General features: G+C 51.4%; 21 protein-coding genes. 3 read left to right on the top strand and 18 right to left on the bottom strand.

Features of this window, described 5'->3' with window-relative positions:
- Positions 1 to 194: 194 nt before the first annotated feature.
- The gene (locus tag AC0YOA_RS29315) at positions 195 to 1,097 is read left to right on the top strand and encodes an aldo/keto reductase (RefSeq protein WP_475789642.1); all 903 of its coding nucleotides are present in this window, start codon (positions 195 to 197) and stop codon (positions 1,095 to 1,097) included.
- A gap of 233 nt (positions 1,098 to 1,330) precedes the next feature.
- Here AC0YOA_RS29315 and AC0YOA_RS29310 read toward each other — a convergent pair whose 3' ends face one another.
- From AC0YOA_RS29310 to AC0YOA_RS29240, 15 genes are all read right to left on the bottom strand, one after another.
- Positions 1,331 to 2,089, bottom strand: a complete 759-nt coding sequence (locus AC0YOA_RS29310) for a cyclase family protein (RefSeq protein WP_475789641.1) — start codon at positions 2,087 to 2,089, stop codon at positions 1,331 to 1,333.
- 158 nt (positions 2,090 to 2,247) lie between these two features.
- Positions 2,248 to 3,267, bottom strand: a complete 1,020-nt coding sequence (gene mglC / locus AC0YOA_RS29305; protein WP_475769004.1) for a galactose/methyl galactoside ABC transporter permease MglC — start codon at positions 3,265 to 3,267, stop codon at positions 2,248 to 2,250.
- Entirely contained in the window at positions 3,264 to 4,799 is a 1,536-nt protein-coding gene (locus tag AC0YOA_RS29300; RefSeq protein ID WP_210044498.1) for a sugar ABC transporter ATP-binding protein, read from the bottom strand. The genes mglC and AC0YOA_RS29300 overlap by 4 nt, the downstream gene beginning before the upstream one ends.
- A 79-nt stretch (positions 4,800 to 4,878) precedes the next feature.
- Complete coding sequence (locus AC0YOA_RS29295; protein WP_475789640.1) at positions 4,879 to 5,916, bottom strand: galactose ABC transporter substrate-binding protein; 1,038 nt, start codon at positions 5,914 to 5,916, stop codon at positions 4,879 to 4,881.
- A gap of 114 nt (positions 5,917 to 6,030) precedes the next feature.
- The gene (locus tag AC0YOA_RS29290) at positions 6,031 to 7,029 is read right to left on the bottom strand and encodes a substrate-binding domain-containing protein (RefSeq protein WP_475789639.1); all 999 of its coding nucleotides are present in this window, start codon (positions 7,027 to 7,029) and stop codon (positions 6,031 to 6,033) included.
- Positions 7,005 to 8,729 carry a cache domain-containing sensor histidine kinase gene (locus AC0YOA_RS29285; RefSeq protein ID WP_475789638.1) on the bottom strand — a complete coding sequence of 575 codons (1,725 nt, stop codon included), beginning with the start codon at positions 8,727 to 8,729 and terminating at the stop codon, positions 7,005 to 7,007. The genes AC0YOA_RS29290 and AC0YOA_RS29285 overlap by 25 nt, the downstream gene beginning before the upstream one ends.
- The gene (locus AC0YOA_RS29280) at positions 8,722 to 10,353 is read right to left on the bottom strand and encodes a response regulator (protein WP_475789637.1); all 1,632 of its coding nucleotides are present in this window, start codon (positions 10,351 to 10,353) and stop codon (positions 8,722 to 8,724) included. The genes AC0YOA_RS29285 and AC0YOA_RS29280 overlap by 8 nt, the downstream gene beginning before the upstream one ends.
- Before the next feature lie 103 nt (positions 10,354 to 10,456).
- Positions 10,457 to 12,262 (bottom strand): S-layer homology domain-containing protein, encoded by a 1,806-nt coding sequence (locus tag AC0YOA_RS29275; protein WP_475789636.1) that lies wholly within the window; start codon positions 12,260 to 12,262, stop codon positions 10,457 to 10,459.
- 76 nt (positions 12,263 to 12,338) lie between these two features.
- Positions 12,339 to 17,615, bottom strand: coding sequence for an Ig-like domain-containing protein (locus AC0YOA_RS29270; protein WP_475789635.1), 5,277 nt, complete (start codon positions 17,613 to 17,615; stop codon positions 12,339 to 12,341).
- Positions 17,616 to 17,942: 327 nt separating this feature from the next.
- Positions 17,943 to 18,479: a hypothetical protein gene (locus AC0YOA_RS29265; RefSeq protein WP_475789634.1), complete on the bottom strand. Its 537-nt coding sequence runs from the start codon at positions 18,477 to 18,479 to the stop codon at positions 17,943 to 17,945.
- 216 nt (positions 18,480 to 18,695) lie between these two features.
- The gene (locus tag AC0YOA_RS29260; RefSeq protein ID WP_475789633.1) at positions 18,696 to 19,940 is read right to left on the bottom strand and encodes an MFS transporter; all 1,245 of its coding nucleotides are present in this window, start codon (positions 19,938 to 19,940) and stop codon (positions 18,696 to 18,698) included.
- A 118-nt stretch (positions 19,941 to 20,058) separates the two neighbouring features.
- Positions 20,059 to 20,712: a TetR/AcrR family transcriptional regulator gene (locus AC0YOA_RS29255; RefSeq protein ID WP_475789632.1), complete on the bottom strand. Its 654-nt coding sequence runs from the start codon at positions 20,710 to 20,712 to the stop codon at positions 20,059 to 20,061.
- Between the two features lie 704 nt (positions 20,713 to 21,416).
- Entirely contained in the window at positions 21,417 to 22,385 is a 969-nt protein-coding gene (locus AC0YOA_RS29250) for a carboxymuconolactone decarboxylase family protein (protein WP_475789631.1), read from the bottom strand.
- An 85-nt stretch (positions 22,386 to 22,470) separates the two neighbouring features.
- Positions 22,471 to 23,196 (bottom strand): TetR/AcrR family transcriptional regulator, encoded by a 726-nt coding sequence (locus AC0YOA_RS29245; RefSeq protein ID WP_475789630.1) that lies wholly within the window; start codon positions 23,194 to 23,196, stop codon positions 22,471 to 22,473.
- 252 nt (positions 23,197 to 23,448) lie between these two features.
- Positions 23,449 to 23,607, bottom strand: coding sequence for a hypothetical protein (locus AC0YOA_RS29240; RefSeq protein ID WP_475789629.1), 159 nt, complete (start codon positions 23,605 to 23,607; stop codon positions 23,449 to 23,451).
- A 341-nt stretch (positions 23,608 to 23,948) separates the two neighbouring features.
- Here AC0YOA_RS29240 and AC0YOA_RS29235 point away from each other — a divergent pair, with 341 nt between their 5' ends.
- The gene (locus tag AC0YOA_RS29235; protein ID WP_475789723.1) at positions 23,949 to 24,095 is read left to right on the top strand and encodes a helix-turn-helix domain-containing protein; all 147 of its coding nucleotides are present in this window, start codon (positions 23,949 to 23,951) and stop codon (positions 24,093 to 24,095) included.
- Between the two features lie 16 nt (positions 24,096 to 24,111).
- A complete protein-coding gene (locus AC0YOA_RS29230) occupies positions 24,112 to 24,270 on the top strand; it encodes an MmyB family transcriptional regulator (protein ID WP_475789628.1) in 159 nt (52 codons plus the stop codon).
- A 220-nt stretch (positions 24,271 to 24,490) separates the two neighbouring features.
- Here AC0YOA_RS29230 and AC0YOA_RS29225 read toward each other — a convergent pair whose 3' ends face one another.
- The 3 genes from AC0YOA_RS29225 to AC0YOA_RS29215 form a co-directional block, all read right to left on the bottom strand.
- Positions 24,491 to 24,952, bottom strand: coding sequence for a DUF6985 domain-containing protein (locus tag AC0YOA_RS29225; protein WP_475789627.1), 462 nt, complete (start codon positions 24,950 to 24,952; stop codon positions 24,491 to 24,493).
- Positions 24,953 to 25,090: 138 nt separating this feature from the next.
- Complete coding sequence (locus AC0YOA_RS29220; RefSeq protein WP_475789626.1) at positions 25,091 to 25,429, bottom strand: VOC family protein; 339 nt, start codon at positions 25,427 to 25,429, stop codon at positions 25,091 to 25,093.
- Positions 25,430 to 25,664: 235 nt separating this feature from the next.
- The gene (locus tag AC0YOA_RS29215) at positions 25,665 to 26,330 is read right to left on the bottom strand and encodes a short chain dehydrogenase (protein WP_475789625.1); all 666 of its coding nucleotides are present in this window, start codon (positions 26,328 to 26,330) and stop codon (positions 25,665 to 25,667) included.
- Positions 26,331 to 26,363: the final 33 nt, after the last annotated feature.

The raw sequence follows: 26,363 nt of genomic DNA, 5'->3' as shown, positions 1-26,363 counted from the left end.
CCTGAGACTGCAGCCTTCACAGTGCGGACTGCACGCTGCAGCTTGCAGCCTGCGATCCGTATTTTCGAACCACGAGCCTCCATTGTGATTTTGTTAAACAGGTCAGAATCCTCTACATTACGGACGCCAGGCATATGCCATAATGATGATGACAGGCAATTCAACTTCAATGCTGAAGAAGAGGAGTGGCGGAAATGGAACGAAGGGAATACGGCAATACCGGCATGCAGGTGAGTATGCTGGGCTTTGGCGCAGCGGAAATTGGGTTTATTCAAGCCGAAGCGAAGGCCATCGAACGGCTGCTTGGCAGCGCGCTTGATTCGGGATTGAATCTGATCGATACCGGCGAGTGCTACGGCGACAGCGAAGAGCTGATCGGGCAAGCAGTCGGCCATCGCCGGAGCGATTATTATTTGTTTACCAAATGCGGGCATGGCAAGGTGGCGGGATATGAGCGCCCGGACTGGGAGCCTTCGCTGCTGGAGGAGACGATCGACCGCAGCCTGAAGCGGCTGAGGACGGACTATATCGACGTCATTCATCTGCATAACTGCTCCGAGGACATTTTGCGTCAGGGCGACGTGATCGAGGTGCTGCTGCGGGCCAGAGAGAAGGGGAAAATCCGCTTCGCAGGCTACAGCGGCGACCATTACGCCGCGCTTTATGCCGTGCAGTGCGGAGCGTTCCAGTCGCTCCAGACTTCTGTCAGCATCGCCGATCAGGAAGCGATCGAGCTGACTTTGCCGGAGGCGGCCAGGCAGGGCATCGGCGTGGTGGCCAAGCGCCCCGTCGCCAACGCAGTCTGGTTCGCGCCGGAGAATATTAATAACGAGCGCCATCAGGAGAACTGGAACCGGCTGCAGAAGCTGGACTACGATTTTCTGCAAAAGGACGGCGAAGCCGTGCTGAAGACGGCGCTCCGCTTCACCCTGGCCGTTCCCGGCGTCCATTCGGCGATCGTCGGCACGGCCAGGGAAGGCAGATGGCAGCAGAATGCCGCCTATCTGCAGAATGGAGTACTCGGGCAGGCCGAATATGAAGCGATCCGCGCTGTTTGGAAGGAAAGGGCCGAACCGGACTGGCGCGGACTCGGCTGAGCCGCAGCTTATAAAGTCTATATGTTGGGATGAAAGTCCCCTTGCTCTGGTCTGTAACGGGGGGATCTGTTGAAACCAAGAAGAACCGGCTAACGCCGTCCTCTGGGAGCGCAACGAGTTTCTTCCCTCAGAAATATAAGCAAAGGCATAGTGGGTTTTATACTTTCTTCTATTTGAACAAAGCCGATTCTTCCTCTCTTGTCGCAGGAAAAATCGGCTTTTGTTTTTTCGTATTACTCCTCCACGATTGCGACCGGACGGGCCCAGCCGGCACTCGCCTTTTCGACTTTGACCGGAAAGCAGCTGACTTTGAAGCCAAACGGCTTCGGTATTTGCTCCAAATTGGCCAGCTTCTCGATTTGGCAATATTCGCGGTCCTTGCCCACATAATGCGCCGCCCACAGGACGCCTTCCCTCGGCTGCTTCTTATACGCTTCAGCCTGCAGGTTGAGCGGGATATCCCAGCCCCAGCCGTCAGTACCGACTACCTTGATTCCCTGATCCAGCAGCCACAGCGTAGCCTCGGCCGATACCCCGGCGTGAAGGAACGCATAATGCTCATGATACAGCCGTTTGTCCGCATCGCTCCTGATGAGTACGATATCGAGCGGTTTCAGCGTATACCCGATCCGTTTCAGCTCGGTAATCAGGTCATCCGTCTGAATCTCGTAACCCGGCGGCTTCCCGCTGAAATCGAGCACCACGCCATCAGAATAAAACCATTCCAGCGGCAGCTCGTCAATCGTCCTTGCCTGCTTTCCTTCCGAAGTCGGCCAGTAGTGCCACGGCGCGTCAATATGAGTGCCAGCATGCGTGTTCAGCGTCACCGTTTCCGTCGCCCACGCCTTGCCTTCCGGAAAATCGTCCTGCTTGAGGCCGAGTGCCGCCGCCGCTTGCAGCGCCCCGTCCTCATGAGTCGCATACTCGATTTTTGCCGGCAGCGGCTCGCGGATGCTCGGACTGATCGGCACGCTCAAGTCGATAAGCTTCATCGCATAAATCCCCCTTCATTGTCACCACCGGGTATTATACCATATTGCTCTAACTGCAGATCACCTGCCTTTATGAACATTTACGATAACTTAATCTTTCAGTTTATTCAGATACATCAGTCAACTGATGTATCTGAATAAGCGCTCCATGGATCCGATTATTTCTTAGCCATATACTTGCGGATATCGAATGCAACGGCTGCGACGATAATGAGACCTTTAATGATCAGCTGCCAATAAGGGCTGACGCCGATAAAGGTCAGACCGTAGTTGATCACGCCGAAGATCAGCACGCCCGCCATAACGCCTGGCACCGTACCGATGCCGCCGGCCGTTGAAACACCCCCGACCACGCAGGCCGCAATGGCGTCAAGCTCGTACATATTGCCGTAATTGTTCGTCGCTCCGCCGGTGCGCGCCGCCTCCAGCACTCCCGCGAGTCCGTAAAGCGCCCCGGAGATGGAATAGACGGCAATGAGGCTGCGGGCAACATTAATGCCCGATACATGCGCCGCCTGAACGTTGCCGCCGATGGCGTACATGTTTTTGCCAAGCCGCGTTTTATTGAACACGACCCAGCAGATCAAGGCGACGATGACTGCGATAATGACAATGTTGGGGATGGAGTAGCCGCCCCCGAGATCGATAAAGCCGGAGCCCCATTTCGTGAAATCCGGGCGGAGGCCTCCGATCGGCTGCGACTGGTTCGGCTCCATGTCGAAGTAGATGGAGTTGACGCCGTATATGCCGACCATTGTGCCCAGCGTGGCGATGAACGGGGGCACGTGAAGCTTGGCGATGATCAAGCCGTTCACCAGTCCCACCAGCAGGCCCGCGATAATGCCTACAATAATGGGAGTGCCCACCCACAGCTGTGGAAGATCCGGAAAAAACCGGTTTGTGTACGACTCGATCTGCAGCATGGAAGCCGAGATGACGGCCGTCAGTCCGACAACCCGGCCCGCGGATAAATCCACCCCGCCCGTGATGAGAATGAAAGCCGCGCCCAGCGCGATAATTAATCTTGTTGAGGATTGCTGCAGAATGTCGCGCAGCGTCGAAAAGCCCAAAAAATGCGGATCCGCAATCGCGATTCCGATAACCAGCAGTATCAATACAACGAATATAGCGCGCTGCGCCAAATAAGTTCTGACCTTCATCATGGTTTGTGTATTCATTCGTTAACCCTCCCTGATTCGACCGACCGCTGCTGTGCGGCCAGCCTCATGATCTCCTGCTCCGTTGCCGCGCCGCCCTCTACGATTCCCGTCTTACGGCCCTCGGACATGACCATGATCCGGTCGGACATGCCAATCAGCTCCGGCATTTCGGAGGAAATCATGATAATGCTTTTTCCCTGTTTGGCCAGCTGTGCAATAATCGTATAAATTTCATATTTGGCGCCGACATCGATGCCGCGCGTAGGTTCATCCAGAAGCAAAATATCCGGTTCGGTAAGCAGCCAGCGCGCAAGCAGCACCTTCTGCTGATTCCCTCCCGACAGATTACGGATCTGGGTGTTCACCGACGGCGTCTTCGTCCGCAGCTTCTCGACATTCTGCTGCGCCTCTTCTCTTCCTTTGCGCTCATTCAGCAGGCCGGCCCGGTTCTGGTAGCGGCCCAAATTGGCTATAATCGTATTCTCGTACACCGACAGCACGGGAAATATGCCGGTGGCCCGCCTCTCCTCTGTCAGCAGGGCGATTCTATGCCTCTTCGCATCGGAAGGCGATTTGATCCTTACGGCTTTGCCATGGATCGATACGGTGCCGGAAGCGACGCTGCGAAGACCGAACAGCGCTTCGACCAGCTCGGTCCGCTGCGCGCCGACAAGTCCGCCAAGACCCAGAATTTCCCCTTTGCGCAGTTCAAAGGATACGTTCTGGAACGATTTCGGATTCGCCGAGCTTAAGGACTCGACCTTCATCAGCGTATCCCCCGGCACATGCGTCCGTTCCGGGAAGCGCTCCGTCAAGTCGCGGCCGACCATCCGTTTAATGATCAGATCCATCGTCAGCTCGCCAGCCGCCCATGTCCCTACCCGCTTGCCGTCACGCATAATTGTCACATCGTCGGAAATACGCAGGATTTCCTCCATTTTGTGAGAGATATAGATGATGGATACACCACGCGAGCGAAGCCGGTTAATGATGGTGAACAGCTGCTCCACCTCGTTGCCGGTAAGCGAGGATGTCGGTTCGTCCATTACGATTACCTTGGAATGGAACGATACGGCCTTGACGATTTCAAGCGACTGGATCTTCGAGACGGACAGCGATCCCGTCTGAGCCCTCGGATCGATATCGATATCAAGGTCGCGGAAGATCTCCAATGTATCCTGATACATTTTTTTTTCATTTACTAACCGGAATGGCCCATAGCCGAAGGTGGGAAACCGTCCGAGCCAAATATTTTCCATCACATTGCGGTAGGGCACTGGATGCAGCTCCTGATGAATCATGGAGACGCCCAGATTCAGGGCATCTCTGGAATTCTGGATCGCTACCTGCTGACCGCTAAGCTTAATCTCGCCCGAGTCCGGTTGATAAATGCCGAATAAACATTTCATTAACGTTGATTTGCCTGCGCCGTTCTCCCCCATCAGCGCATGAACGGTCCCCGGCCGGACATGCAGCGCAACCTGATCAAGGGCCTTCACACCCGGAAATTCCTTCGAAATGCCATTCATTTCCAAAAGATATTCGCCCATTACGATCCCTCCACTCCCCGTTTAATGCAGCAGAAAGGGCCAGACGAGCTTTCCGCCTGCCCCTTTTCGGCTTCCCTTTTTACTTTGCGTCGTCCATGTTGTCCTTCGTGATTTTCACGTACGGTACCCATACATATTTGCCGTCTACAAGGTCGTAGCCAGTCGTTTCCTTGTTGGGCGTCTCGCCCTTGGCGACTGCTGCGGCAATGTTCAGCGTCGCTTTGCCCTGATTGACCGCATCGTTCAGGACGGTGCCCAGCATCGTCCCGTCCTGCAGCGCCTGCAGCGCGGGAGCCGTTGCATCTACGCCGACGACCGGCATTGTTTTATCGCCTGTGAAATAGCCCGCCGCCTTTAACGCCTCGATCGCTCCCAGAGCCATATCGTCGTTGTTAGCCAGCACCGCTTCGATTTTATCGCCATTGGCTGCAAGGAACGCCGACATCTTTTCCTGTCCCTTCACTCTGTCCCACATCGCCGTATCTTCCGCAACCTTCTCTACCTTGATGCCTGCCGCTTCAATCGCCTTGACCGAATACTCCGTACGAAGCTCCGCGTCCTGGTGGCCCGGCTCGCCCTTGAGCATGACATACTGCAGCACGCCATCGCCGTTCTTGTCCGCTGCCGGGTTGGCTTTCCAGTAGTCTACGATCAGCTCCCCGGACATCGTACCCGATTCCTCGGCCTTTGCGCCGACATAATACACTTTATCCCACTTCTGCATATCCTCCGGCAGAGGCTCGCGGTTGAAGAATACAATCGGCGTATCCGCTGCCTTTGCTTTATCGATCAGAGTGCCTGCCGCTGTCCGGTCTACCGAGTTGATAGCCAAAGCGCTCACCTTTTTCGTAATGAACAAATCAACCTTGTCGTTCTGCGTAGGCTGCGAGTTTTGGCTGTCGACGATATCGACAGTCGCCACTCCGCTTGCCGCCTCGGAAATGGCGTTGCGGACGCCCGTCATAAACGTGTCGTCAAATTTGTAAATGGCCACGCCGACTGTCGGCAAATCGCCGCCGCTGCCCCCGTTTGATGCCGTATTTGGCTCATTCGAACAGCCGACCGCTGCCGCGGACAGCATCGCGCCAATGGCAAGTACTGAAATCATCTTTCTCATGCATACAACCTCCCGATTAATGTGTATTTGTTCCCGCTACGTTATCATTATGCTCCCGGGAGGGCCTTGGCGGAATTGATTATTCTCATGTGTTCTATCGATTTTCTCATGCCTTTATTTGATAAAGGGAAACAGCAGCTTCTGGTTTTTCTCGTCCAGCATATTGTTTATATCAATAACGACCGTACCGCTGTCCACCCGCTCCGGGAGCTTTTTCCCGTCTGCCGCCTCCACCGCATACTTGACGCTCAGGTAGCCCATCGTAAAGGGATTTTGCACAATCGTGGACTGGATGACGCCTTCCTGCAGCATTTCCATAATTTCCGAAGTGCTGTCAAAGCCGATTACCTTGATTTTTTCGCCCATACCAAGCTCTGCCACCACGTTCATAACGCCGATCGTCGCAATGGCATTCAATGCAACAATGCCGTCTATTTGGCCGTATTCCTGAAGAATTTCTCTTGTAACCTGCTCCGCGGTCGCAATATCAGACTGGGCATACCGCAGATCGACGACCTGCACGCCGGAATACTGCGCAAGCAAATTGAGCAGGCCCTCCTCTCTCTGCACGGCATTTCGCGCGCCTTCGACGAAGCTGACGACGGCGACTCTGCTGTTGTCGCCGGTCTGCTCGATCAGCTCCATCCCGGCCTTCCGCCCGGCGGCATAATTATCGGTGCCGATGTAACTTTTCGCCTTCGTTGAAGCCACCTCCGTATCTATCGAGATAACGGGGATTCCGGCGCTTCCGGCCTTGTCAGTCGCCTGACCGAGCGATAAATAATCGTTGGCCGCCAATATAAGAGCGTCGACCTTCCAGTCGATAGCCTGCTCGACCAACCGGATTTGCCCGCGGACATCCGTTTCCAGGGGCGGGGCTGTAAAACGCAGATCAACCCCGAATTCCTTCGCCGCAACCTCCGCTCCCATCTGCACCGTTCCCCAATACTCGCCCTGGTTCATCTTCACGACCATGGCGATTTTCTTCCTGCCGACCGAAGCCATTGCGTCGCTGCCTCCGCCGCATCCGGTAACAAGCAGGATTAAGGCACTTATGAGAAGCAGGCTTCTGGCTGCAGACGCAGGCTTTATTCCAACCCAAGCGGAATCCATACATTCACCTCCGTTCCTTCCTCCAGCTCGCTTGCCACTTCAATGCCGTACTGCATGCCGAAATACAATTGAATCCGTTCATGCACATTGCGCAGTCCCACACCCGAGCCTTCTCCTTCCGTGCGCGAGCCCCACAGCAGTACACGCAGCCGGTCAGGCGGAATGCCCAGTCCGTTGTCCTTTACCTGAAGAAGGATCCGGTCCCCGACCGCCTCAGCCGAAATCCGGATCATGCCGGGATCCACCATTTTCTCAAAGCCGTGATAAATCGAATTTTCCACAATCGGCTGCAGGATCAGCTTTATCGTTTTGCACATCAGCACCTTTTCGCTTGCTTCAATGGAAAAGGTGAATTTCTTTTTAAACCGGATTTCCTGGATCGTCAAGTAGCTGCGGATATGCTCAAGCTCGTCGCTAAGCAAAATAATATTGTCTCCCCTGCTCAGCGAAATCCGGAAAAACCGGGACAGCGAAGTAATCATCCGGACAACATCCTCGTTCTTCCCGGAGCTGGCCAATCGGACGACTGAATTCAAGGTATTATATAAAAAGTGCGGATTAATTTGCGCCTGAAGCACTTCAAATTCACGTTTGCGCTTCTCTTCCTGCTCTTCGACGATCTGCTTCATCAAATCTCTTATCCGCGTGACCATAATATTGAAGCGGGCCGACAGCTTCACGACTTCGACGTAGCCGCGCACATTAATCGTCGTGCCGAAATTGCCCTGCTCGACCCGTTTCATGGAACGCTCCAGACTTTTGATCGGCCGCGACAAATAAGAGGAGACAAAATAAGCCAAAATGACGACGAAGCCCAGAACGGCAAGCATCAGCTTGAGCATGAATTCCGTCATTTCCCTGCGCGTCGTAACCGCCTCGTCCATAAACGATACGCCAATCACCTTCCACTGGATGCCGGGGATGGTCTGAACCGTAATAAGCCGTTCCTCTCCCAAAGCGGTGTCTTTAAAGGAAGCATTGGAGACCCGGCTTACCCGCTCGACATTCTCGCTTTTCAGCCCCGCATAAATAAGCTGCTGCTGCGGGTGATAGACAATATTGCCGTAGGAGTCAATCATATAGACGTATCCTTTTTCCCCCAGGCTGACCTTCTGCATCAACGTGTCGATAGTCTTGAAGTTGACGTCGAGCAGCAGCACGCCTTCGATGGCTTGGCCTTCCTTCTCAAGTGTCAATTTTTTGCTCAAGGATACGACCCAGGGATACCTGCCTTTGAACAGATTCTGAATATGGGGGGACGAGAACGAGACAGGATCCCGATCCTTCAGTGCCTGCACAAACCAGCCTTGTGTCGGGACATTGGTATATTTGCGCTGCACCCCCTCTGGAATATCGGCTACAAGATTGCCATGGCGGTCAAAAAAGGTAATCGATACAATGTCCTCTCTCGTATCCAGCACCGTGTCCAGCTCCCGCTGCAGCTGAGAATCGGGAAATTGCCGGGACTTCTGAATTTTATCTTCGATCAGTGAGAAGGTGCCGGCGGTGCCATTCAAATAAGCTTCAACATTATAGGAAACCTGCTGCACAATTTGCTGGGTGCTCCTCTCCGCGTTCAATCCGGCCGTTGCGGCAAATTTGCTGTACAGCAAAAATCCGACGAGCAGCATCGCCAGCACGGACAAAGACACGAACGAGGCTGTAATCCAGAACTGGATACTCCGCAGGAGATTATTCATCGACCGGCACCCTTGCGCTGCTCCGGTATTCCTTCGGCGAAATGCCGTACAGCTTCTTGAAGGAAAAGCTGAAATAATTCGGATCGGCATAGCCTGCCTTCTCGGCTATTTCAAACGCTTTCATATCTGTCGTGCAAAGCAGCTCCTTGGCAATCTCCATACGGAATTGCTGAAGATAGGCGACGAAGGTTTGCTTGGTTTCTTTCTTGAACAAGCCGCTGAAATAGCCCGCGCTGATGTAGAGCTCGCCACACAGCTTCTGAACGCTCAGCTCAGGATCCGCATAATGCCCTTTCACATATTCTTTGGCTTGTTCAATCAGAGATCTTTGCGTAGAGCGTCGTTCACTCGCAATTTGACGCATAAGACGGATGCTGACATGGACGGCCCAATGCTTCGCCTCTTCAAGATTTTGAAACCGGTCGATTTGCGTAAACAGGCTTGTCTCGGAGGACGGCACCTGTTCAATCGCAGTCCCAACCTCCCTCGCAACGCGAAATATTGCCGTTACCAGCTCAAGCAAATAGAGCTGCAAATCCATCACCGTTCCGCCCGTATCGGATAGTTCCCGAAACAGCTCGCTAATAATTGTGAGCAGCTCCGGTTCCGTGCCGACCTTAATGCAGCGCATAAGCGCCTGCTGCTTCAGCTCGTCGAACCGGGCGGCAGGGGCAGGCGTCCTCTGCTCAACGTCGCCGATCAGAATGACCCGGTTATTGCCCAGCAGCAGACGATAATCCAGCGCTTGTGCAGCGGAATCGTAAGCTTCCTTAGCGTCAACCAGCCGCCCGATAGGCGTGCCCAGACCGATGGTGACGGTGCATTTTAAATATTTTTCGACGCCTTGCCTGATTTCCTCCATTGCGGCGGATATGCGGTAGATGAGCGAATTCCGGGAGGTTTCCGGACCCGAAGCCAGAATGACAACATCATGGCCGTGAATAAACGCCCTGGCCGGCGGTTCCAGCCGCCCGGCAATTTCCCCGGCAATGTTGTAGAGGGCGAACAACTGCAGCGCTTTATCCGAAGCGAGGCCAACGTCCTCCTCAGGCTGGGAATCCACGCGTATAACCGCGACGATGAAGGAGCCCCCCTCCAACTGCAAGCCGCATAATTCCGAATGGCTGTGCAGCTCAAGAATTGTCAGCTTTCTGCTCATAAGCGACGACAAAAACAGCTGCTGCAGCAAAGGCAGGCTTTGCCTGTAATGCTCGCGGAGCGTTTCTATATTTTTTCTGGCATCGATCTCCTCGTCGATGGTCTGCTTGACCTTGCGCAGCACATGCGTAAACTCCTGTGAGGAGAAAGGTTTTAACAGATATTCATCAATGTGAAGCTTGATCGCGCGCCGCGCATATTCGAATTCGTCGAACCCGGTAAAGATAATAATTTTCACAGTCGGCCGAAGCTCGCGGATTTTCTCCGCTAATTCAAGACCGTTCATGTACGGCATACTTATGTCTGTTACGACGACATCCGGCGTAACCCGGTCCAGCATGTCCAACGCTTCTTTTCCGTTCTCGGCGGTCGCAGTGACCTCAATTCCAAGACCCGCCCAGTCTACCTCGCCAAGCATGCCTTCGCGCACATCCGCCTCATCATCAACCAACATTAATTTATACATTCGATATCCCCCATATCGCGGTGCTGTTTGGCCGGTTCATAACAGGAAGAACGACCCCCGTATCTGCGGATACGGGAGCCGTTCAAAAAACGCTGCCAAACGACTATATGAAATTAATATGCATCAGCAACCGCGACAGCAGCATGACAGCCTGGGCACGCGTAGCGGTACTGCGTGGTTCCAGCGTATTTTCCGTCATGCCGGTCAGCAAGCCGATGTCCATGTTCTCGGCCACAGCCTGTCTGGCCCATGCGCCAACCTCATCCTTGTCGAGATAGCCCGACAGGAGAGTATCCGGATCGGTTGCCGTATCCGCCCTGTACCCTGTCAAGCTTATTGCCCGGGATGCCATCACGGCCATTTGTTCGCGGGTAACAAGCTGAGTTGGCCGGAACGTTCCGTCTTCAAAGCCGTCTATAAGCCCAAACTCGGCACCGGTCTGAACCGGCTCCGCATACCATGCATCTTCATTTACATCTGTAAAGGACTCTTCTCCCTCCCCCTTCAAGCCTAAAGCCCGCACCAGAAGGGCAGCGAACTCCGCTCTGTTAATCGTCCGGTTCGGCGAGAACAACGTTCCGCTGTCGCCTTTTACAATCAGCTTCGACGCTAATCTCTCAATTTCACCGGCGGCCCAGTGCGACTGAATATCAGAGAACGTCTGCTTGTAGGAAACGACGCCGTAGACGCTGTTTCCGTTGCGTTTTATGACAACCTCGGTCTTTCCATCGGTCCGGGGCGCAAATTGCGACGGTGCGAACAAGATCCCGCCGCTGACCGTATCGGTGTAGAACGCTGTCGCGGTCACGGAGTCCTGGAGACCGGGAATAATGATGCTGCGGTTCACAAAGGTTTGGCCAAATTCGCTGATCCCGATCGTCTTTCCGTTGGCCGCAACGGAAATCCGGTACTCGACAGGCGTTCCGAGCAGCGTCATGCCGGCATTCAGCCGGCTCTTCAACAGCCCGGTTTCCGCTTCATTTAACTTGCGGATGGCAATGACAAGAGTCATCTGCCCGGCATCGGCCTCAAGCTTGCCGGCTAATGATGCCGTTTGCAGAACATGCAGAGGCAAATCGTACGATGCAAACCCGCTGCGTATCGAAATGATGGTTTTCCCGGATTCATACCTCTGAAATGCCTGCACAGGTATATCTAACAATAGCGCATCGGCCGATTCTACATCAATCACGAGTTTTCCGCCATCCGGAACCCTGCCAAGTTCATCCAGATAGGCCTCCAATATAGACGGCTTGACCTTGACATGAACCGTCTGCGTACCGTCTTCTAATTCCGTAATTTCTACTGTTTTATCGTTTTCCTCCAATGAAATTTCGGATCGGGGAGTTGGGTCGGCCGGATTTCCGGGACTGCCGTTACCGCTCCCCGGACTGCCCGGACTGCCAGAGTTCGTGATGGTAACATCAATATTTGTTCCCGCATCCCATACCAGCGCATTCAATTGGCTGTCCCCTAGTTTTACCCGGTCCAGATGTATGGCCGCCTTGCCTTCGATATTGGCTTTGGCCTTGAATTTCACCTTCGCGATCACCACATCGCCGGATTCTCCGGCTACATTTTTAAGCTTGGTAAATGGAATCGTAACCTGATTCCCCTCCTGAACGGGAGGAACCTTATAGCCAGCGTCTGTCATGTACTGAACGACGTCTACAAATTCAAGTTTTTGCCTGTCATAGCTCAGTTTCAATTCATATCCATAAACGTCCTGAACGTCTTTGGCCTGAACAGTGACAATAAATTCCCCGTTTGGCTGCACCTGCCCCGCATCCGTATCCAATGTAAACACGGCTTCTGCCGAAGCTGCAGCAGCTCCAACCAGATACAACATGATGCTCAAACCGATGACCGTTACAACCATTAACCCGTTCCGACGCGCTTTCCTTCCCATGTATCCCATGCCTCCGTTTTGCTGAACAGGAAAGGGGTGACCCCATTGATAGCGGCCCCCTTTCCCTTACAGCCGTTTACACTAAAATATTTCTGGCGACCACGATCAGATCCATAATATCGATGACGTTGTCATTGTTCAAATCCAGCCGCTTAATCTCGTTCCAGCTGCTGTCCTCGCTGTTCAATCCGTAGTTTGCAGAAATTATTCCCAGATCACCGATCGACACTTTGCCATCGCCGTTGACATCGCCCGGAATCGCGGCGATTTGCTTGCCCAGGAATAATTGCAGAGCGTTGTTCAAAGATTCTCCGGCATGCTCGACCTGAGCTTGAGTCGCTGCAGAATCACTGGCTGTTTGTTCGGCGGACGTCAGCTCCGCTTGCAAAATCGCTTTCGAGCCTGCAGGATACTGCCCTGGCTTGGTACCTTCTACTGCCGCGCTTAAAGCTGCCTGCACTGTACTAATCAGATTGATTAATGCGGACTTATCCACCAATAAAAGCTGAATGTTCAGGACAGAGCCGTTAGCTGCCGCCTCCTGACCCGTATTGCTGCTTAATGTGGCGGAGGCCACCTGGATCGCGGCTGCCGGGATGCCCGCATTATCTTTCACTTTCCATTTCAAATCGACCAGCGGTCCGTCCGAACGAATGGCGCCGCCCGGCCCTTGGCTTGCCAGAATGAGGCGAAGCTGCCCTGCATCTGTTAATTGATGATCCACAACTGCCAGCCCCTCCTTCACGGATACGGCCTCCACAAATTCAAATGCCGCCGTATCGAAGGTTATCGAGACATCCTGCGCATAAATCTCTTGTATGACACTGCCCTGCACTCGGTCAAGGCCATAGCTTGTCACGAACGTTTGGCCGCGCGACACCTGCGCCGGTCCCGTTAATGACGTGTTCGGGGCATCGCTTGCCGTTACCGTAACATCGGCTTTGGCGGTAAAACCGCCGTCTGCCGTCGTTGCCGTTACATAGGTCTCGCCGGGAGACACAGCCGTAACGGTACCGTTATCGCTTACTGCCGCGATTGCCGGATCGTAGACCGACCATGTTACCGTTTTAATGGCCGCCCCTTCAGGTTCAACGGTGACGATTAACGTCTCGCTGCCTCCGACTGTCAGAGACAGTTTATCTTTGTTCAAGCTCACTCCCGTCACTTTGGAATCTTCCGTTACTGCAACGGTCGCTGCCGCCTGCACATTGGAACCGCTAACGGTCCCGTTAACGGTGAAGCTTCCGGCTTGAGCATAGGACGCGGGATCAACAGCATTCCATGTTACTGCAACCTGGGCCCTCGATCCATCGGAATATACCGCTTCGACTACCGGCGGCAATATCGGCGCTACCCCCGCTTTTGTCGTCACATGGATTCCCGGAATTTCCTGGATAACCGGTTCGTTGAACTGATTGCCGAGTACTTCGAGTTCAGTAATGGTCATGGCTCCGGCCGCGCTGGAGTATGGAGTGGCATTCTCCATGCCCACACGCACCTTGGCGGATGTCAGGCTGTCAAATGTGATCGTGGTCGCTTCGTTAGCAGCTGCCGCCCACGCAATGTTCTGATTACCGGCGGATACCCACTTCAAGCCGTCCCAGTATTGAACATCAAGCGATTTTGGCAGATTATTCGTTGGAGCCGTACCGCCAATCGCGAAATAAAGCTTCATGGAATCGAAGCTTTGCTGCTTCGGCCAATACACCTGCACAAATTCATAGGGACGCGTATTGTTGACTGCCGGCAGATTCGCCGTTGCCGAGATGCTGTATCTGTTGCTCCAGCCGGCGCTTGTCTTGTTGCCGTCCAACATTAAATTAGGATAGGATGTGCCGTTTGTAAATGTAGCCGTTGCAAGCGGTCCGACAGCCGAAACGGTATCCTGAGTTCCAGTACCCGCCGCGCTGCGGGCCAGATTGACGTCAGGCGTATACTGATCCGTCACCACAACCGTGGCTTTTGCCGGATTCGGCAGTCCTGCAATTTGACCGTTCACCGTGATTACGCCGTTTGACTCCAGCTGGCTTGGCGCAATTTCCTCCCAGGTTACGGGCTTCATTACACTCAGACCGTTGGTATAACGAACCTTCACATTAGCCGGCAAGACCGGCATGTCCCCTTTGGCAGCGGCAATGCTGACGCCAGCTTCGGCAAAGTCGTATACATCTACATAAGCGATGGCCTGCAGACCCCCTACTGACGCTGTAGCCTGGAAGGATCCCGCCACCGTTGAAGCCGGAATATTGCTCCAGGAGACGGCTTGCCGGGAAGTCGTCCCGTCCGCCTTTACTACGGTTACCTGCGCCGGAAGATTGACATCGTCTCCCTTTTTCACATGAAGCGTGACCGGTGTTATTCCAACATTGCCGGTCGCATCTGCAGCAGCGGCAAATACTGTCGCTTGCGCCGGAGCGGAGCCGTCGAAGGAGGCGGTTACCGTGATCGGGCCTGTCTGTCCTTTATTCGACTGGACAATGACAAGCACCTTGCCGTTGTATGCGGAGCGTTCCGAATATGCGCTGCGGTCCACATTGTTCCACTTATAGAGCTCCGCGCTTTCCTGCTGCCCATTGTCCACACCGATAATCGAGCCGCCCGTAACATTGAATTTAACCAGTTGATTGGCATCCGGAACCAGGCTGCCGTTCTCGTCCACTACATCGGTTTCAATATAAGCCAGGCTGCGTCCGTCGGCGGTAATGACCGGCTTGTCCGCCGTCATTTTAAGCGTGTAGGGCTGGCCTGCCGTTTTCACGACGTCGGTGGACGTCACCACCGGACTGGTTGGATCCGCGTACGTTTTTACTTCCAGTGTTCCTGGCGCGAATGGCACCTTCCAGGTGAGATGAAGCTTTCCGTACTCACCGGTCGGGCTCAAATATCCGCCTGTGTTGGTGCCGCTGGTATTCAGCTTGTCATCTTTGGACGGTTCGGAGGTTTCGTAGTATTTTTTGCTGTAATTGGTTGTCTTGATATCGAAGCTCTTGCGGCCCAGCGATTCGCCGTTCAGGAACAGCTCCGCGCTTTGCTGGTTGGTGTTGACCCATACGTCCACGATCTCCCCTGGCGTCCAGCTGGTCCAGTTCATGGGCACGATATGCGACATGGGCTTCGACGTCCATTGGCTTTGAAAGAGATAGAAGGAGTCCTTGGGGAATCCAGCCGTGTCGATAGCGCCGAAGGAGGAGACGCCTACCGGGTATACATTGTACGGAGTGGGCTCGCCTATGTAATCGAAGCCCGTCCATATAAACTGGCCAATAAACGGTTTTCTGTCCCGGTCTTTCTTCAAGCCGTACTCGTTGCCCATCGTCCAGGAAGCAAAATTGTTATCATACGACGATGTTCCGCGAGAGCCTGGTGTCTGGTTCACGCCGGTATTGACCAATTGGACGTCCTGATAGACTCCGCGCGCGCTTGTTTGCGAAGAAGATTCCGATTCAAAGAAGAACGTATTCGGGAACCGCGTTGCCAGCGTATCCACGGATTGCGCCGTATTGTAATTCAAGCCGTATCCATCCAGATAATTATTGATGAGACCCCAAACGCTGGTAGGCGTCGGTGGAGTCCGCTCCTGGTCGCCGCCCATGACGACCGGCCGGGAAGGGTCGATTGCCAGAACATCGCGCTTCAGGCGGATGGCTTCGCTGTATTCATTGAAGGAGGCGACGCCATACAATTCCTGCGTATTCATCCAGGCTGGCTTCGTGCCGACTCCCCGCACCTCATTGCCGATCGACCACATAATGACGGCCGGAGAGTTTTTATCGCGGTTTACCATTTCCTGCAAAACCCAGTCGCTCCACATAAATTGAGCGCCATTGGTGCTCGGAACCGGCGCAAGGACCGAACCCGCCCAGCCCTCGGGCATACTTGTCAGGAACCAGTTGCCAAAATCGTAGGTAGCCTTGCGGCTCCCCCATCCGTCAAAGGCCTCTTCCATAACGACGATCCCCAGCTTCTCGCAAGCAAGAATAACTTCTTTGCTCGGCGGGTTATGCGAGGTTCTGAAGGCGTTGACGCCCATATCCTTGAGAATCCTGAATTTCCGCATGGCCGCATCCAGCGTGCTGGCTGCTCCCAGTGCCCCGTCATCATGATGCAGATCGACGCCCTGGAGCTTCGTATAGACGCCATTCAAATAAAAGCCGCCGGAATTAGCGGTCGCATCGGCATCTGTCACATCTACATCCTTGATTTCAACCCAACGGAAGCCGTATGACGTATCGATCGAATCGACGACATTCGGTCCGGTGCCGCCGTTGATTTCGGTAATCAGCTCCGTACGGATCGTGTACAGATACGGATCGTCTATCGACCAGAGGTGAACATCCGGCACCTTAAAGCTGTCGTTCAAGGTAAGCTTTGTAGACGGATTATAATCGACCACATCACTGGTATGTGTCGCGACGACACTTCCGTCAGCTGCAATAACGGACGTGCGGATATTTGTTACCCCATTGGAGGCTTCAGAGTAAATATCCGCGGTCACCGCCAAATCGGCGCCTTTATCCGCTTTGTACGCGGCTTCAAGTCCAGGCGTGGTATAGGTGAGGCCATGCCGCAGAAAACGCGTTTTGTCGGTTACGACAAGGCTGACCGGTCTTGTAATGCCGGAGCCTGTGTACCAACGGCCCGATGGGGCCATATTCTGCACTTTGACGGCTATGACGTTCGGCTGATCGCTTCCCAGCGTCACATAAGGAGTGATATCGTAAGAAAAGCCGGTATAGCCGCTCGGGTATTCGCCAACCAGATTGCCGTTCACATATACAACGGAGTCTGCGTACACGCCTTCAAAGTCGATGGCAATCTTCTTGTCTCCCATGGATTCCGGCAGTGTGAAGGTTTTGCGGTACCAGCCCAGCCCTCCCTGCAAGTAACCTTGCGAGTTGCTTGAGCCTGCAAGCTTCTGTCCTTCAATGCTCCAGTCGTGAGGAACATTCAGCGTTCTCCATGAACGGTCGTCAAAACCGGATTTAACAATGTCGGCAGCAGCGGGCGCATCGGGAGGATCCTGCAGCCCATTGACGATATTGCCGGAGATGAGCGCCGGCGTACGGGTTGCGAGATAAAACTGCCAGTTGTCATTAAAATCAATGCTGCGTTCATTATTTTCCGCTACAGCTGTGATAACCTTCGAAGCCGAAGCTGCCGGGTTTGAGTCGGCGCTTGCCGGGAATGAAGGCAGCAGCGTTACTGCAAGTATGCCGCATAAGATCATACTTACGGTTTTTTTGATTGCGCTTCCATTTTTACTTTGCTTAACCCTCATCTTGTCCTGGTACAGTGGAGCCTTGTCTAACGATGATCTCTTGCGGAGTTTAAAATGCAATAAAATTTGATTCAATCTTACAACCTCCCCGATTGTGATTTACTTCTCATTCATTATGCTTCCGGGGAGACCATGGCGGAATTGAATATTCTCATGCCTTCTATCGAATTTCTCATATTCTTTGACAGGACTGTCAATTATATCTGCGTCAGCGTCGGAACGACAAAAAGCCTACTGCCGACGGGAGCAATACGCTTTTTTGAATAATCAGCAAGTGTAACATTCGGCCTCTACTTCCGACATGATCGATCGTTTCCGTTCCGTCAATAATCGTTCCCGCATTCATATCGATGTTATCATTCATATTCTCGTAAATTTCCAGCAGATATTTATTCTCGTCACTTAGCCTGGAATCTGTTCAATTATTTCTCCATTTGCAGAACGGCCTATTACAGTGGAACCTGCCAGGTCTAATCCATCTGTTATTAAGAACCATAACCTTTCGCCGCTATCGTATTCAAGTATCTTTGCTGGATATTGCTTTCCTTTGTTAGTCGTAACAAGTACGCTTTCAACATCGGAGTCGAAAATTTTTCCATAACTAATCTCCGTGTACTTTGAGAACTCCCCCCTTAAGTCTGAATAAGACCAGCCTAACTTATATCCCTTTGGAGTTTGCGAAGTGGAGCCGCCAATAAAATGCCAGCCAAATAGATTTTTCTTTACTATTACCATACCGAAATACTCTTGTGAAGCAGTGCCCCATTCATAAAATGCGATGGCATTTTTATTTTCTAATCGTTCAATCCGAACAAGGTTTGTCATTGGCTGGTTTAAAGAAAGAACAGCCGTTTTAATGCCTTGTGTATCGTCCTTCAGTCCGAATGAAGCGATTAATATCGCAGCGATGGATAAAATGATTTTCATTATTTTTGACAAGAAACCATCTCCTCACCAGAACACTTAAAAAGACGTTTCTGCAGCCTTAAACTCAACCATTATACGTTACCAGTGTCTGGAAAGTTTCTTTCATCCCCCCGCCTGCTGGCAGGAATCTTTTTTCTTGCCCTCACTCCTTTTCAACGGGGCGGAATCCTGTGTTAACGACAGCTTTAGCACGTAAACAGATCGTATGAACCGGAAAAACCAGCCCCCTTAAAGGGACTGGTTTACGCTGCCCAGGCTGTCTAAACGTTCGCTCGCATGCATGCGTTTGAACTGGACATACATGAAGAAGCCCGTCAATATCGTGGCGATGCCTGACCAGAAGAACCATGTTTGCACGCCGAATTTGTTCACAATCGGTCCTGCCAGAGCGAGCCCGATCGGCGCGGAGAGCAGCGTGACGCTGGTCACCAGAGAGATAACGCGGCCCAGTATGGCAGGTTCATATGCTCGTTGAAGCATCGCCATATATGGGCCATTGAAGAATGGGGCCGCCATTCCCATGACGGAGGAAAGGATGACGAACAGGATGAACGACTCTTGGCTGATGACACCGATCGCTACGCAGGTGAGGCCGATTCCAACCAGGCTGATGCAAATATACGCAATGTCTTTCAAGCGGGAACCGAGCATGGATAACAGGATCGCGCCCAGAATCATTCCGATACCGAATAAGGCTTCGACCATACTCGCGTTGTAGCCGCCGCGTCCGAAATGCGACAGGGTCATCAAGGGAAACAAGGTCGGAAGCGGCATGAACGCAATACCGAAAATCGCGGTGCCGATGGTAAGCAGAACAATCGGTTTTGCCTGAATAAAGGCTTGCCAGCCAAGCTTGAATTCGCTATAGAAGGAAGGAGCTGATGGAGTGGATTCCGCTTTTGGCTGATGGATTCTCGTGAGCAACAGCATCAGATTGGCGATCAAAGCGCCAAACACATCCAGAAACAGTACAATGCCAAGAGAAGTGGCCGAGTATACCGCAATGCCGAGGACAGGTCCGGCTATCATCGAGACAGATTGGATCATCTGCTGCCAGCCTGCCACCCGGGTCAGCTGATCTTCCGGAGCAATCAGTGGTATTGCCGCCTGGAAAGCCGGAGCATGGAACGATGAAGCGGTCGAGCGGATCAACAGGATAACATAAACAAATACCAGGCTCGGGTCACCCACGTAATAATAGATACCTAAAGCCAAGCTGAAGAGGGCAATCGTCCCATCCGCTGCAATCATCGTTTTCTTGCGGTTCCAGCGGTCAAGCCACACACCGATAAAAGGACCCAGAATGACCTGCGGCAAAAATCCGGCAAGCCCGGCGATCATCAGGACAATCGCAGACTCGGTCGTCGCCGTCAAATGCCAAATGATCGAGAATTGAACCATGGATGTGGTCAGAATCGAGAAGAGCTGACCGCTGAAGATTAAGGCGAACGTTTTTTTCCATTGCTGTTTCATAAGTATTCCTCCAATTTTTAGCTCGTATTTTTTTGATACCAACCGAAGGTATGTATATTGCCAAAAAATAATCTGCCTCAGAGGCAGTTATTTTAAGCCTAAAACCTTCAGCCGGCTTTCATATCTTTTCACTGTACAAACGATAAAACTCCGCATACCGGTCGATCATTTGCTCATCGAGCAGGTCAAGCCCTAATCCTTGCAATACTATCTGGAAGAACCGGCACCGGCGAAGCATATCCTCGGCTGGGGCTTCAAAAATCAAGGGGGTCAGCCACAGATTGCTGAGAAGCATGATCGTTTCGCTAAGCTCCTTGGGATAGTCGGTTTTGATGGAGCCATCCGCTATTCCCTGCTCGATGATGGGCTGGATATAAATGGGCACTGCATCCTCAATTAAGCTTTGCATTTGGGCTGCCAGCATCCTTGGATTGTTCAGGAGATTAGGCGCCGTAGACATCATTTCCAGTTGTACGGGATTATTCAAAGAGACGCGGATGATTCGGCGAAGCTTATCCAGACCGTTAAGCTCCTTGTCGTCCCGGATGGCGATCAAATTATCGTCAACTCCTTTGAAGAGCTGTTCGATCACCGCCAACATGATATCCTCTTTTGACTTGAAATGGTGATAAATGGCTCCCTTCGTAAGCCCGCCAAGGCCGTCTATAATATCCTGAATAGAGGTGTGTTCATAACCTTTTTCCATAAACAGGCTCAGCGAAACGTTGAGAATCTGGTTTATCGTTTCTTCAGGGTGTTTATTTCTTGCCAAGATTTCTTCCTCCTTTCATACATTCGGTTGGTATGTAACTAATATATCGGTTACCCGTCGAATTGTCAAGCTAAATAAAATAGAAGATCAATCAGGCCCTTCTTGTTAAATTTACTTCCCATGTTTGATACGGTGTCCATGCTAAAGGGTACATATAACAAGCCATTCTTATGCTGTAGCTCTTGTCTTCTATTTGCACAACTTGTGTAAAGAAAAGAGTACTTCCTTCATTCTGAATTTTTAAACCGCTAGAAGTATTGATCTGTATCGGATGTGGACTGGAAATTATTTCTTTAACAGCATTCCTATCGGAGTAAATCGTTATATCCTCTAAGCGTAAATTATTGATCCCGGCCTTTAATTGATATTCGCGGTTCCAATCCGAGTGTCCAATACAGGGTATCGAAATCAGTAAGGTAAGCATGAGCGTCGCGGAGATGATTTTTATAACCATGTTTTTGAATACCAGAGAACTAAAGAGTATAACGAAAATGACCATAAACAATACAATGATCACGATACTTGCCATCCAATCACTCAATAGCCAATTAAGTATCTTTCTCCCTCCTACCCGCTGTTGCATGCCAATCGCCTGCCATAATATACATCTTGTTGTGGCTGAGTTAACAATAATTCAGAACGCCATGTTTAACTAGTACTATCTTTCCCTGGTACCTAACATAGAGTCGCCAACAGGATGCCAACTATTCAACCCGCTCGCTATCAAACGGGAACGAGGCCGCGCCGTCGATGTTGGCTGTGCCCACGAGGAAGTCGTTATCGATCGTCCCTTCCCATGTGATAGTTATTGGATACGGTTTCGTCATGACAGTCGTGAATGTCACCTGATGCCCGGATACCTTACCCTCTGAAATCGGCACAGTGACATCCAATACCTCATTGATGAGCGAGCCGGACAGTCCCCCCTCCCTCGTCACGATCATGAGCCGGAGTTCCTGTGTCGCCGCAGGGTGGTAAAATTTCAGATGCCACGTCCCATCTGGTTTGGCCTCTGATCGTTCTCCGGCCGTGGAGCTGCTGATCTGCCGTTGGGGAGGCAAGGATGACTCGCTGGACATACCTTCGCCGAGACGGGGGCGCCCAGGCTCGGCCTGCACTCCGAGCGAATTCAGGAATCCGGCGTTCATCCGGTAAAAGCCAATCAGCATCAGCAATTCGATGATCTCTCCCTCGTTGTACGATGCTGTCAGCTCCTTCCATGTCTTCTCCGAAGCGCAGTCGTCTGCACAGAGGTCGTCGATTAAGTCTAGTACCGCCGCATCAGCATCGGACCACGGGCCAGCGCCTTGTGCAAGGGAATCAATCTCGGCGGCGGTCATTCCGGCACCGAGAGCTCCGGGAACGTGGTTGGCCCACTGGTACTCGCACGAGGAGCGGAGTCCAACACGTAGGATCAGAAGCTCGCGTGTTCGCATTGACACCCGTCCTCCGGTCGTGAGGTGCGCTCCAAACTCCAGCCAGGCCTCCAGCAGGTCTCCACGGTGTGCAAGCATTCGAAGCACATTCGACGCTCCGGTACCTGCCAACACGCGCTGATCTTTCGACAGCGCCGACACATCCATCAGCGGAATCCGAGCCTCCGTCGGCCGCTTGATTGCTCCCCGCCCTTGCCGCATATTCACTTGTGCCGCTCCGTCCGATTTGTTCCTCATTTCCTCTTTCATCAAGCTTTTCCTCCTTTAAATAAACCGTTGTTCTATTTATTATTGGTTACGGCAAGCTTATTTGCAAAAATCTTTAGTCCAATCCGTTCTCTGCATCATCTTTTATTGCATTCACCCACACCTCGACCACATCTGCGTCAATACGATATAAGGTATTTGGGAGAGCGCCAAGCATACGCTCAATGGCGTCCATATAGGCTGCATGAATTGTGACAATACGTTCAATCAGACTTCGTTCATCGCGCTCCGTTCCGGATGTTTGCAATAGCCTGGCATGAGTGCTCCCCATACCCTGCAATAGGGATAGGATGACCTCACCGGCCTGTGCAGGATAGGCTGCAGTGAAAACGCCTTCCCGAATACCTTGTTGTACAATCTTGTTCAGCAGCGGCGCACGATGTGTAATAACCGCCTCGTTCACTTTGTCGCGGACTACGGCGTTCGCATCGTTGTACCAAACGCTCTGCAGCTTAGCCAGCTCTGTCTTGTGCTCTATTCGCTTTTGATCAAACGCGTTAAAGAAGCCCTGCAGTTTTTCGATTGCAGACAGAATAGGATCATTTACGATAGGAAGGATTGGTTTTTCCGACTCTTTATTTAACCGCTCAATAAAAGCCTCCAATAACCCTGGCTTCGAATCAAAATAGTGATAGAACGCTCCGCTGGAAATCCTTAGTTCAGACAAAAGGTCCTGAATAGTCATCTGCTCATAGCCTTTGGTAAATATGAGCCGTTGAGCAGCATCGAGTACTTCATTTCGTTTCTTGGCATATTCATGTTCTTTAACAATACGTGCCATTATTTCCTCCTTCTTAGATTTATATTTAATAAACCGACTCTCTCTCTATTAATTAATAAGATTGTATCATATCTTGCCATAATATCAAGATCTGTTAGTTTCGGCCGCAATTCTCCACTCCTATCGGCCTTAGAGAAGGGATGAAGCATTCGTGATCCCTTCCCCGGGTGGCGCACTGCTTCAGAACATCCACTATCGTGTTTCTTTCGTTCAACTTCCATCTGAAGAGGGACAATATTAAATGTACATTGTTTATTTATCAAGCTTATTAGAAATCTCTTTGAGGACTGTCAAAACATTATTAAGAGCTATTAAAATAAAGCCCAATAGAACAAAAGCAACAATTTCATGAGTAATAAAAGAAATAACCCCTAATATACCAGCGTACATACAATAAAGAAAAATTTTCATTATTACCTCCTGGATGTTGTTATAGTTGGACCATGACTAATCTATTCTGTCTGTTTGGCGAAGACCTGCCGGCTAGCTCAATAATACCGATTTTCTCCATCCCTGTGAATAAAAGTTTTTTTGGCTCACCTCAACTTAGATATCCGTATGCTGCATTTTTTGCCGGATTTGTAATTGGGGGAGCGGCGTTTGAAGGAATGGTTCGTTTACGTGTATCACATAGCATGGAGGCCCAGCCTTTCTCCGGATGATGTAAGATTACCGGTTGGCACTCGCCGCCGGACAGCCGGATTACGCCGAGGGTGGTCGCACAGCTGGCGAGTATCGGCACATCCTGGTATATGTGGCTGGAGCAGGGACGTGATGTCCGCCCATTAGCACAAGTACTGGAAAGTCTTGCTACTGCTCTAAGACTTAGTCCCAATGAACGCCGTCATCTTTTTTTCTTGCGGGCGAATCATTGCCGCCTAACTTGTCTCCTCAAGTAGTTCTATTTCCGAAGCGTTGCCGCCTCATGATTTCAACTTAATCTGGCGACTTTTTACTAACCCGGGATGGAAGAAACGCTTCAGTAAATGGGAACAAACCGTCCTAGGAATCATTGCGGAATTTCATACTGCATCAGCCCGTTACATTGAAGATTCAATATTTGTCATCGAATGAAATTAGTTCACCTGCCGCTCCTTAGCCCCATAGTTTATGCTAAATAAAGAGATCCCTCGCGAAAAAAAGCAAGGGATCTGTTTAACTCAACTAAAACGGATGTCCACATATGATGTGTAACACTATATGAAAATACAGCTGAAGCATGGCTCGTCAACGAAACTTGTAAATTTATATTATATAATTTGTACAAAAGTATATCTATTTAATCCCGCATAATTCAAGCGTAATTCCACTCGTCTTCCTTGGTGAAGTCTCCCCATGGATCGATGCCGTCGTAGCCTCCGACGTACAGGACCTTGTCGCCGCGAACAATCCATTCCATGCCGTGCTCCGTCTCCCATTCGCAATTGAGTTCCATATGCAGGACGGGCTCATCGGCGTTTTCCGGATTCGGTATGATGAAGGTGAGCGGCGTAATATGGTTGAGCACGTCTCTGGCCGACTCATAAACGATGGGCTCCTCACCGATATATTCGAGAAAAAAGTCGCTGTACCTGATTGATGCCTCGCAAAGCCGGACAATTAAATCATCGCTGAAAGCATTAAAATAAATAATGCATGACTCCGCATACCCGATATGCTCCTCGTCGTCCATAATGACCGACACTTCCCTGTTGAACAGCGGGGAGTATACGTCCGCTCTTACGAAATAGCCGTCTTTTCGAATATTGTTCAGCATCCCGCAACCTCCATCGATTCTTTTTAATCCTAATAATAGCATATTATGGAGTGCGCAAGCTCCGTGCTGTTGAGCGAAAGGCTGCCGTGCGGCAGCCCCTCGGAATGCACTATCGGGCCCATTGAAAATCCCCTTCAGTCAGCAGAGTACTTCTACTGTGAATCCTCCTGGTGCTTCGACATAAAAGGTGTAGCCATGTGCTTGTTGGGGAGGTTTCACATCAAAGCCATCCTCTTTTAAGCGTTGATTGATCGCATTCACTTGTTCTTCATTTTCCTGGGGGAATCCAATATGGAAGGTTTTCGGATAACGTACTTCTTCCCCTTTCATTAAAGTCAGGACGAAGCCATCGTCATCAAACAACGCCGCAAAGCTGTTTCCTCGGGTGCCCGCGCATGTCATGCCAAAATAAGTTTCCAGAAACGTCCGAGCAGTTGAGACATTCGTAACGGTTAGATTGAGATGTTTGATTTTCATTTTCCCACCCTCTCCTCAATTCGTTCTTGAACCGTGTTTCATCCTCATTATATTACCTTCATGCAAGTGGCAGGGTTTGGGTAAAATCACCTTAAATTATGTATCTTTTAAGCAGATAATCCGTCACATTTCTTGAAGGATTTTGAATGAACTGCTGGAGATCGCAGACGCGCTTAGTGTCGCAAGTTTAGATTCCTTATCTCTCATGTACCTCAATAAAATTGTCCATGACGGATCAAAAGGCCTTCGGGGTGATTGTCTGTCCTTGCATGGTCCCTTCGAGTGCCTTAACATAGGCTTGCGCCACGTCAATCGCAGATGTGCCATTTACGTTTTCCAATCCAAGATTCACCCGTAAATCCGAGCTCATGCTCGCCAGAGATTCCTTTACCCAGCCTGGGCTGACGATATTTAATCGAATTCCACGCGGCAGCTCCGCCGCCGCGGCACGGACGAAGCCTTCAAGACCATTGTTCACAAATGCGCTTACCGCACTGCCGGGAATGAGGTTCTCGAACATATTGCCGCTTGTAATTGTAATGGATCCCCCATCACGCAAATGATCGGCTGCGCGGCGTATGAGAGCAACCTGTCCCAGCACTTTGCTCTTCATACCATACGTGAAGTCTTCTTCTGAAAGAAATTCAAGTGGAGTCAATTTGCCGCTTCCAGCTGTGACAACGACTGCGTCGACATTGTGCACCTCCGCAAAGAGCGCATTAATGGAATTTGAGTCCTCCAGATCCACTTGAACCGCTCCTTTACGTGATGCACGAACAACTTCATAATTTTTTTCTTCAAGAGTATTGGCGACCGCGTTGCCGATGGTTCCCGTGGCTCCGATCACGATTATTTTTTTGGGATTTTGCGATTTTCTTAAATGTAACTCCTGGTTATTCATATGAATTCCCCTCCTTATTTCTTGTACAACAAC

Source organism: Paenibacillus sp. JT22N12, assembly GCF_056269365.1.
Note: the sequence above shows the minus strand (reverse complement) of the source record. Positions and strands in the feature narration are given on the sequence as shown.